The sequence below is a fragment of the Thermodesulfobacteriota bacterium genome (assembly GCA_036397855.1).
Classification (GTDB): domain Bacteria; phylum Desulfobacterota_D; class UBA1144; order Nemesobacterales; family CSP1-2; genus DASWID01.
Genome location: DASWID010000089.1, coordinates 1 through 8,564, shown reverse-complemented (window position 1 = coordinate 8,564; position 8,564 = coordinate 1). Strand labels below are relative to the sequence as shown.

Here is an 8,564-nt window from a genome sequence, read left to right as displayed (position 1 = left end):
GATAAATTTTTTCGCTAACATATACGAAAAGATCTAATCTGGTCTTCGGAATGACTTCAGTTTCAGAGTATCGTTATGGCAGGTTGTTTGAATATTATCGAGGTATAGGAAAATGTATCAGCCAGGCACAAGGTTTGAAGTAAAACTCAAGATTAAATCAGGCACCCAGGAATTTGAACCCGGCTTGAAGGGTACGATCATAGCCGGCGTTAAGAAGATGGTGGGTAAAGCATATCAAGTAAGATTTGATGACGGAAGAACCGCTGAACTGCATATTGTGATTATGAACAACCAAACCAAAATAATTAAGGATTAGCCTTGAGCTTTCAGAGCAAAGTATTATTCACTAGTTGATCCCCTTCTGTTTGTCTTTCCATTCCTTTTCTCGCAACAGGTATTTCTGAACCTTACCTGTAGAAGTCTTAGGAAGCTCGCAGAACTCAACCTTGTCAGGGCACTTGAAGTGGGCTAGATTGTTTCGACAAAACGCTATCAACTCTTCTTCTACTATAGAAAGAGATTCCTTAAGCGTAACAAAGGCTTTGGGACGTTCTCCCCATTTCTCGTCTGGTATTGCAATCACGGCGCACTCCAAAACTGCGGGGTGCTTTATTATAGTCTGCTCAACCTCGATCGTAGAGATATTTTCACCGCCGGAGACAATGATATCCTTTTTGCGATCCCGGAGTTCGATGTAACCGTCTTGATGCCACACCCCAAGATCGCCAGAATGAAAATAACCCCCTTGAAAAGCCTCTTTGGTCGATCTGAGGTCATTATAATACCCCTTCATTACATTATTGCCACGCATAACAGCCTCCCCAATGGTGTTGCCATCTCTCGATACATCATTATTTTCACTGTCTACAACCCGCAAGAGGTCGGCTGTAACATATCCCTGACCCTGTCGGGACTGAAGACTACCTTGCTCTTCGATGGAAAGGTCATCCCAATTCTTCTGCCATGAGCAAACAGAGATGGGTCCATAGGTCTCGGTCAATCCATACACATGGATAGGTCGAAAGTTGAAGGATCTCAGCTGCTTAAAAAGCGTTGGAGAGGGGGGAGCAGCAGCAATCGTAGCCGTCAAAGCCCTCTCTAGTCTCTTAGCCTTAGGATTGTTCAATAACATCGTAAAGACTGTAGGGGCCCCGTTAATATGTGTCACAGCTTCTTCATTGATAAGATCCCAAATAAGGCCTGGGTCTACCTTTCTCAAACAAACATGCTTGCCTCCCACTGCCGTAACAGCCCACGTAAAGCACCAACCATTACAATGAAACATCGGCAATGTCCACAAAAATACGCTGTCCGCATTCATACCTGTCTCAATTACCTCACCGAGGGAGTTTAGATACGCGCCCCTGTGGGTATAAATAACACCCTTAGGTCTACCAGTTGTGCCCGATGTATAGTTAATAGATATTGACTCTTCTTCATCCTCTATCATGTCTTGAAAAGGTTCCGGAGAGCCTTTTGAGATGAATTTTTCATAAGGGTCATCTGGTTCTCCAGAATTCTCAACCTGTACCACTCTTATACGATTATGATCAATCTTTCCAACAAGCTTGTTTAGTTCTTCATCAAAAAAGAGGAAGCGAGCCCCTGAATGATCGAGTATGTATTTAATCTCATCTGGGCTAAGGCGAGTGTTTATTGCGACAATAACGCCACGTGCAGCTGGAACTGCGAAATGAGCTTCGAGCAATGCAGGTGTGTTGGGTAAGAGAAAAGCAACTCTTTCGTGCTTTTTCAGTCCCGAAGTTATAAGACTGGAAGCAAAACGATTCACCCTTTCTCCAAGTTCCCTGTATGTATAGCGTCTTTTGCCATATACAACTGCAATTTTCTTAGGATATACAAAGGCACTACGCCGCAAAAACGATAAAGGTGTCAACTCCGACCGATAAACTTTTCCATTTTTCATTTGGATCTCCTTACGTTTTATGGCATCAATAAATTAAGGCATGCACTCAATAAATGTTGTTGAAAACAAACGAACAATTCATATCAAGATCGTTATCTAGTATTACTTTGTAAAAAGAATTAAACCTTTAAAAATTCTTTTTATTAATGTATCACAACACTAATAATCGGTCTAATACCACTAATCAACTTTGAATTAACCTTGGACTACCAATTTTGACAATTGTTGTTTCCGATGAAATTACAACAGAAGCGGCAACCCAAATCTTACAGAGAGGTACGACCTAAGAACCTAACGCGAGAAATATTTAGATTATATGCACCCACAAATAAATTCGGAAAGCACTACTTAGAGAACCAATGGATTTTCTAATCCTCAATAGTGACACTAAGTTGAAATATTATGTTTCAAAAGTAAAAATTTCAGTTATAATCTTCATCGAACCCTGGGTTTGAGTCATCCCTTCCAGAAATTGCCCTTTCGGTTTTGGTGGCCGGCCTAGGGTTCTTACCCTTTCCCGTCTTTAATCAAGCGATAGAGCTAAATTGTTATGTTCTGTGAGTATCTTTATCAAAAAGAATAGTTTAAAATCACCTATGGTCATTTTTCCCCTCGTAAAAGATTGAAAAAAGGAAATCATCAAAGCTACAAACGTAAAAAAAATCCTAGGAAATCGTAATCCCCACAATAAGATGTCTGATTAGCTTATAATATAGTCTTAATAATAAATGAAAACATCTATTATATTTTGTTTGGTCTTTTTAAGCAGTTGGGTCAATGGTCTTCATACAAAAGCGGACGATTCTTTTTCAAAAAAGGCGATATTTATTCCGCAGTGGTCTCATCAGGCGCAATTCGCTGGCTATTACGTTGCCTATGAAAAGGGAATCTACAAAGCATATGGTATTGACTTGGCAATTATGAGTGGGGGGCCTGACAGTCCATCTACAGAGTACTTGAAGAATGGAAAGGCCGATTTTGCTACAATGTTTCTTTCTACCGCCATAAGAGAAAGGGCGGATGAAGTCAATCTCGTAAATATAGCACAGATTATTCAACGCTCTGCCCTAATGCTCGTTGCAAAAAAATCCAGTAAGATCAATGATCCAAAGGAGATGGATGGGAAAAAGATTGGGCTTTGGGGTCCGGAATTTCAAGTACAAGCCCGTGCCCTTTTCAAAAAATACGAGGTGGAGCCAAAAATAATACCCCAATCTCAATCGATTAATCTCTTCCTCCGTGACGGTGTAGATGTGGCTTCGGCTATGTGGTATAACGAATATCATACTATATTAAACAACGGTATTGATCCCGAGGAACTAAGAACCTTCTTCTTCGATGATTATGGCCTGAATTTTCCTGAGGACGGCATCTATACATCAAAGGAAAATTTTGAGAAAGACCCTTCCCTCAGTTGCGCCTTCGTAAAAGCTTCAATCGAAGGATGGAAATATGCGTTTGAAAATCCTGACGAGGCCATAGACATTGTCCTGAAGTACATGCGCAATTCAAAACTGCCTGCAAACCGGGTACACCAAAAGTGGATGCTAGAGAGAATGAAGGACATAATTTTAGCTGATGGAGAGTTAACAACTATCGGCGTGCTCAAAGAAGAAGACTATAATAGAGTGACCGATCAACTTAAAAAAACTGGATTAATAAAAGATCCCCCTGAATTGAGAGAATTCTACAAAGTTTGCAATTGAAATGCTTAAAAACAAAGGAATCGCATTCAAACTCAGTATTTTAATTCTTTCTACCACAGCAATAATTTTCATGATCATCTTCGGTTACACCTATCAAATCTCACGAAAGCTAATCTTAAACAACGTAAGGGAGAATGCTAAAAACCTGACCTTCAATGCAGTGAATAGAATTGAAACAATATTGCAATCCTTTGAGAAAATACCCGAGAATCTAGCCTATTTTTTGGAGTATTCTGGATATAATAAGAGCGACATATTGAATCTCATACGCACCATAGTCGAGAATAACCCGGAGATCTTTGGATCCACCATAGCATTCGAGCCATATACATTCGATAAGGACTCACTTTATTTCGCTCCTTACTTCTACAAAGACCACGGAACCATAAAATCCACCTTTCTTGGTGGTGAATCATACAGATATTTTTACTGGGACTGGTACCAAATTCCCAAAGAGCTGAATAAACCACAATGGAGCGAACCGTATTACGATGAGGGCGGCGGGAACATAATAATGTCCACTTATTCAGTGCCATTCTACAAAAACTCGAACGGTAAAAAGAAATTCATGGGCATCGTAACCGCTGACATCTCGCTTGACTGGTTGGAAAAGATTTTATCATCAATCCAGATCTCCAAGACAGGTTACGGATTTCTAATCTCCAAAAATGGTACGATAGTAACGCATCCAAACAGCAGTTTGATAATGAATGAAACTATATTCAGCCTAGCGGAGCAACGTGAAGATCAGGAACTTCGAGAAATTGGAAGACGAATGATTTCTGGACAGTCCGGTTTTGTACCACTCAATGGCATTAATTCAGATGAAAAATACTGGATGTTTTTTGCCCCCTTATCTACGAGTGGATGGTCTCTGGCCGTGCTTTTCCCACAGGATGAACTAATGTCAGACATAACGAGACTAAATAGGAATGTCTTCATTATCGGAATTGCAGGGTTATCGATCCTGTTAATAATGATCATCGGCATTTCGGGTTCTATTACAAAACCGCTCAGGCTGCTCGCAGATGCGACAAAAGATATCGCCCTTGGAAATCTGGATACTGAAATACCCCTTTCTAAATCGGGGGATGAAGTGGGGAAACTGACCGATTCATTCATTTACATGGAACGATCACTAAAAAATTATATAAAAGAACTAACGGAGACTACCGCGGCTAAGGAAAGAATAGAGAGCGAGCTAAGTGTAGCGCGTGAAATACAAATGAGTATCTTGCCAAAGATATTCCCGCCATTTCCCAATAGAAAGGAATTTGAAATATTTGCATCAATTGAAACAGCAAAAGAGGTGGGAGGTGATTTTTACGACTTTTTCTTCGTAGACAATGATCAATTGTTTTTCTGCATAGGCGATGTGTCGGGCAAGGGGGTACCGGCCTCTCTTTTCATGGCAGTAACCAAAACTCTTATAAAAGCAAAAACCACATATGGCATGGCTCCGGGAGAAACCCTTTCGTTGGTTAACAACGAGCTGTGCGTCGATAATGATACAGTAATGTTTGCGACCATTTTCTCTGGAATACTAAATACGAGAACCGGAGAAGTCTCATACAGCAACGGTGGACACAATCCTCCTTACCTATTATCAAGGGCGCTAGGATTAAAGGTCATAGAGGATGGCTTTGGAACGGCTTTGGGTGTATCGAACGGGGGAATTTATTCGACTGGAAAAATAACTCTGGATACTGGAGATGGAATATTTCTCTTCACGGACGGAGTTACAGAAGCGACGGATAGCGCCGGCGAAATGTATTCTGAAGAACGATTAATGAACTTTTTAGCAAATCAAAAAGATTTCAATCCTGAGGACATCATACGAGCTACCCTTGCTGAAATTATTAATTTTTCGTCCGGGGCTCCTCAAGCGGATGATATAACCGTAATGGCTATAAGATTTTCAGGGGAATGAGCAAGAAAATATCAGTTGAACTCAAGAACGATCTGACCGAGATTGTCAGAATGAGCCAAATAATCGACGAATTTTGTGCATCTAATAAATTGCCTCCGGACACGGTCTTTGCGCTAAATCTTTCTCTAGAAGAAATACTTGCGAATGTTATTGCATATGGCTACGATGATCACAATGAGCATGTAATAAATGTGCGCATGAATTTACATCAAGGCCAGGTTTATATCGAAGTAGAGGATGACGGAAAGCCCTTTAATCCATTGGAAGTTGATGCGCCTGATATAGATAAACCACTAGAGGAAAGACCAATCGGGGGACTCGGAATTCATTTAGTGAAGAATCATATGGATTCATTACAGTACAAGAGGAAGGACGAGAGGAATCTGCTAATCATGAAGAAAAAAGCCAATCCGAATTAGATCTAAAATAAATAGGCCTATTGAGCTACCAGCAATATGTGATAGATGTAGTGCAGGACATTAACCTTCGATAATTTTTCTCTGCATTCGATCTAGATACTGGTCCATTTCCTCAACGCTGGCAAATACCTGTTCTGAGGGCAGAGCATTTATAATATCAAATACCTTCCTGACGTGTGGTTTAAGGTTCAATAGAACAAGATTTCCACCATATTTTTCAAGGGCTTTCCTCGCTTTTAGTACCACCCTAACGCCCATACTGCTTATATAGTTTAAATACTCCATGTCAAAAATAATAACTTTTGGAGATCCCTCCAAAATTGAATCTACCTGCTTTTCCAGGATTGAATATGTATTGGTGTCAAGCGAACCTTCAGAAGATACAACGAAAACCCCTGGCTCTTTTTCTCTCGAATTAACATTTAGCGGCATGGACACCTCCTCCATTAGATAGGCCGTTCATATAATAACATAATTATTTTAGAAACACTCTATAAAAATATCTTTGCCAATTTTTTTATCAGGTTACGATATCAGGGCTAAATCCGTCTTAATTATTTCGTAGACTCAGAACAGGCAAATAAAGCCCCTTAAGTTCCCTACTCCATATATCACCCGTAGTTCTCCTAGTTTCTAGATTTGTAAAATTATATTCATAAACCGATGCACGAAGATACTTGGGTGGACTTTCAGGAAAGGGATTCTTTTCTAGAAGGTTCAAAACTTCCGGTGAGCCCGCAAGTATCTGCGACATAAAATTAGTAAACCATGGATTAGCTCGATAGCTTCCCAGTGCTGCGAACCACATTTGCCAATCGAGTCTGGGTTGGAGTGGAGCTACCCATGGTAGCGGCCTCTTTAGATCCCCAGGCTTATATTTAAAAACATACTCGTACCACTCTCTCCCATTATTGCTTCCCTCAACAATAATCTCAGGGCGGAAGGTGGTCATTACTGTAAACAGTCCATAACTATTTACAATCCTATATGGCGAAACCCAACGTATGACATTTTGGAAAACCCTCGGCATATTGCTATAACCGACCACTGCCTTTCCAACCTGGATACATCCCAGGGCAAACATAAAGACGAAAAATAAAATGGCAGGAAGTTTTTTCATTGAAAATCCGGAACCAGATTTGATGTAAGCCTGTTGAGAAACAGTATGAATCTTGAATTTAGTTGGCAAAATAGCCCTGAAAAATGAGTCGTCAAATAATAATATGCATAACGCAATAGTGAGCATATTAAAAAATGTATAGTTCCCCGTGAGCAGTATGACAGCCTGTAAAAATATGATCATGGTTCCTGCGAAAAACCGAAGTCTCCTGGGAGCGAAAATGAAAAACGGGACCACTATCTCAACAAAATACATAAAACCAACAGAAATTTTCTGGAACCAAAGTGGGAGCTGATACATATACCATGCAATTGGCGTAGGTAGCGGCTGCGTGTAATAATGAAAAGCGAGAGCGGTGAAATCGCGCCAGGTGGGATCTCCGCTGACGATCTTACCTATTCCCGAAGAAAACATGACACGGAATAATAAGAATCTTAAAAGCCACAGAACAATTTTTGAGGGCGATGATCCGCTAGTAGTCCTTTCAAAAACGGCCAATGGAGCTAAAAAGATCGCGAGAAAACCCGTTTCTAAAAGCAGGACATCCCATTGAAACGACATAAATTCCTGGCCTATGTTAACCAGGGAAAGGTATAGCAACCATAGAATTATTAAAACAGGCACAGTTAATAATCCCGTGATGAGAAGCAACGAAAACAGCATTCCGCAAAAAGGGATAAATCGGAGAAATCCATCACCGTAATTTATCCAAGCTAGAGTGGGTAGCTCCACATACGCTTTCCATCCTAGGCTAATCTTCAATGAACCTAAAAAAATATCCGCTGGCAGAATCCCATTACTACCTATAAGACCAAGAGTCTGTGTAAAGAAAGAAAAAAAAGCGATCAAATAAATCGTTCCCAGAACCCTCAGAAACACCCAGCGCGATATTAAGAATGTATAAGGACCAAGATTTTCGCCCCAAAGCGCCATAGTGACCTTGTAGAAAAAAGATCGATGTGATGCGAGTGAACGATAAACAGCTTCGGATATAAATGAAAATCCAGGAATTCTCACGTACAGCCATAGAAACCAACTCTTACCCGGACAGCAGCTCAAAATCCTGAAAACAGCCTCAGCGCCTCTAAATAGCTCACCATTAGGAGTTATGAGATGAACAAATTTTTTAAAATGCTCGGAAGGAATCTCGGGGAAATCTACGGCAACATTTTGAAACGGAGCGTATCTAACTCTATCTCCGGTCAACGACTTCCAGTAGTCCACCCAGAGGCGACAGACTCCGCAATCACCATCGTAAATAAGCAAAGGCAACTCGGGTTTGCTTTTGACCATGAGACTAACTCATTTTATACTCAAGTTCCAGACAAAGACAACTTAACAGCTTGTTGTTTTGGGATTCTTTCTAGTTGAAAATCTTAAAGTTTAATTATTCGAATTAGTGTATACATTATACTGCTCCCCATTAAGAGCCTAGTAAAATTAAGGTAATAAATTGTCTGAA

General features: G+C 40.4%; 7 protein-coding genes. 4 read left to right on the top strand and 3 right to left on the bottom strand.

The annotated features are described in order from the left end of the window. The first annotated feature begins 112 nt into the window (after positions 1–112). The gene (locus VGA95_06875; GenBank protein HEX9666268.1) at positions 113–316 is read left to right on the top strand and encodes a hypothetical protein; all 204 of its coding nucleotides are present in this window, start codon (positions 113–115) and stop codon (positions 314–316) included. A 30-nt stretch (positions 317–346) separates the two neighbouring features. Here VGA95_06875 and VGA95_06870 read toward each other — a convergent pair whose 3' ends face one another. Continuing rightward, the gene (locus VGA95_06870) at positions 347–1,927 is read right to left on the bottom strand and encodes an acyl--CoA ligase family protein (GenBank protein ID HEX9666267.1); all 1,581 of its coding nucleotides are present in this window, start codon (positions 1,925–1,927) and stop codon (positions 347–349) included. Between the two features lie 728 nt (positions 1,928–2,655). Here VGA95_06870 and VGA95_06865 point away from each other — a divergent pair. Genes VGA95_06865 through VGA95_06855 form a run of 3 tightly spaced genes read left to right on the top strand, consistent with a single transcriptional unit; the run spans position 2,656 to position 5,982 of the window. Beyond that, on the top strand, positions 2,656–3,633 hold the full coding sequence (locus tag VGA95_06865) for an ABC transporter substrate-binding protein (GenBank protein ID HEX9666266.1): 978 nt from the start codon (positions 2,656–2,658) through the stop codon (positions 3,631–3,633). Between the two features lies 1 nt (position 3,634). Further along, a complete protein-coding gene (locus VGA95_06860; GenBank protein ID HEX9666265.1) occupies positions 3,635–5,563 on the top strand; it encodes a SpoIIE family protein phosphatase in 1,929 nt (642 codons plus the stop codon). Then, positions 5,560–5,982: an ATP-binding protein gene (locus VGA95_06855; protein ID HEX9666264.1), complete on the top strand. Its 423-nt coding sequence runs from the start codon at positions 5,560–5,562 to the stop codon at positions 5,980–5,982. The genes VGA95_06860 and VGA95_06855 overlap by 4 nt, the downstream gene beginning before the upstream one ends. 60 nt (positions 5,983–6,042) lie before the next feature. Here the strand turns inward: VGA95_06855 and VGA95_06850 are convergent, their stop codons facing one another. Together VGA95_06850 and VGA95_06845 are read right to left on the bottom strand one after the other, a co-directional pair. Continuing rightward, positions 6,043–6,414: an STAS domain-containing protein gene (locus tag VGA95_06850; protein ID HEX9666263.1), complete on the bottom strand. Its 372-nt coding sequence runs from the start codon at positions 6,412–6,414 to the stop codon at positions 6,043–6,045. A gap of 118 nt (positions 6,415–6,532) precedes the next feature. Further along, a complete protein-coding gene (locus VGA95_06845) occupies positions 6,533–8,395 on the bottom strand; it encodes a lipase maturation factor family protein (protein ID HEX9666262.1) in 1,863 nt (620 codons plus the stop codon). Between the last annotated feature and the right edge of the window lie 169 nt (positions 8,396–8,564).

Coding starts and splice junctions, on each gene's coding strand:
- VGA95_06845 (HEX9666262.1), bottom strand. CDS start 8,395: ATGGTCAAAAGCAAACCCGAGTTGCCTTTGCTTATTTACGATGGTGAT.
- VGA95_06850 (HEX9666263.1), bottom strand. CDS start 6,414: ATGCCGCTAAATGTTAATTCGAGAGAAAAAGAGCCAGGGGTTTTCGTT.
- VGA95_06860 (HEX9666265.1), top strand. CDS start 3,635: ATGCTTAAAAACAAAGGAATCGCATTCAAACTCAGTATTTTAATTCTT.
- VGA95_06865 (HEX9666266.1), top strand. CDS start 2,656: ATGAAAACATCTATTATATTTTGTTTGGTCTTTTTAAGCAGTTGGGTC.
- VGA95_06875 (HEX9666268.1), top strand. CDS start 113: ATGTATCAGCCAGGCACAAGGTTTGAAGTAAAACTCAAGATTAAATCA.
- VGA95_06870 (HEX9666267.1), bottom strand. CDS start 1,927: ATGAAAAATGGAAAAGTTTATCGGTCGGAGTTGACACCTTTATCGTTT.
- VGA95_06855 (HEX9666264.1), top strand. CDS start 5,560: ATGAGCAAGAAAATATCAGTTGAACTCAAGAACGATCTGACCGAGATT.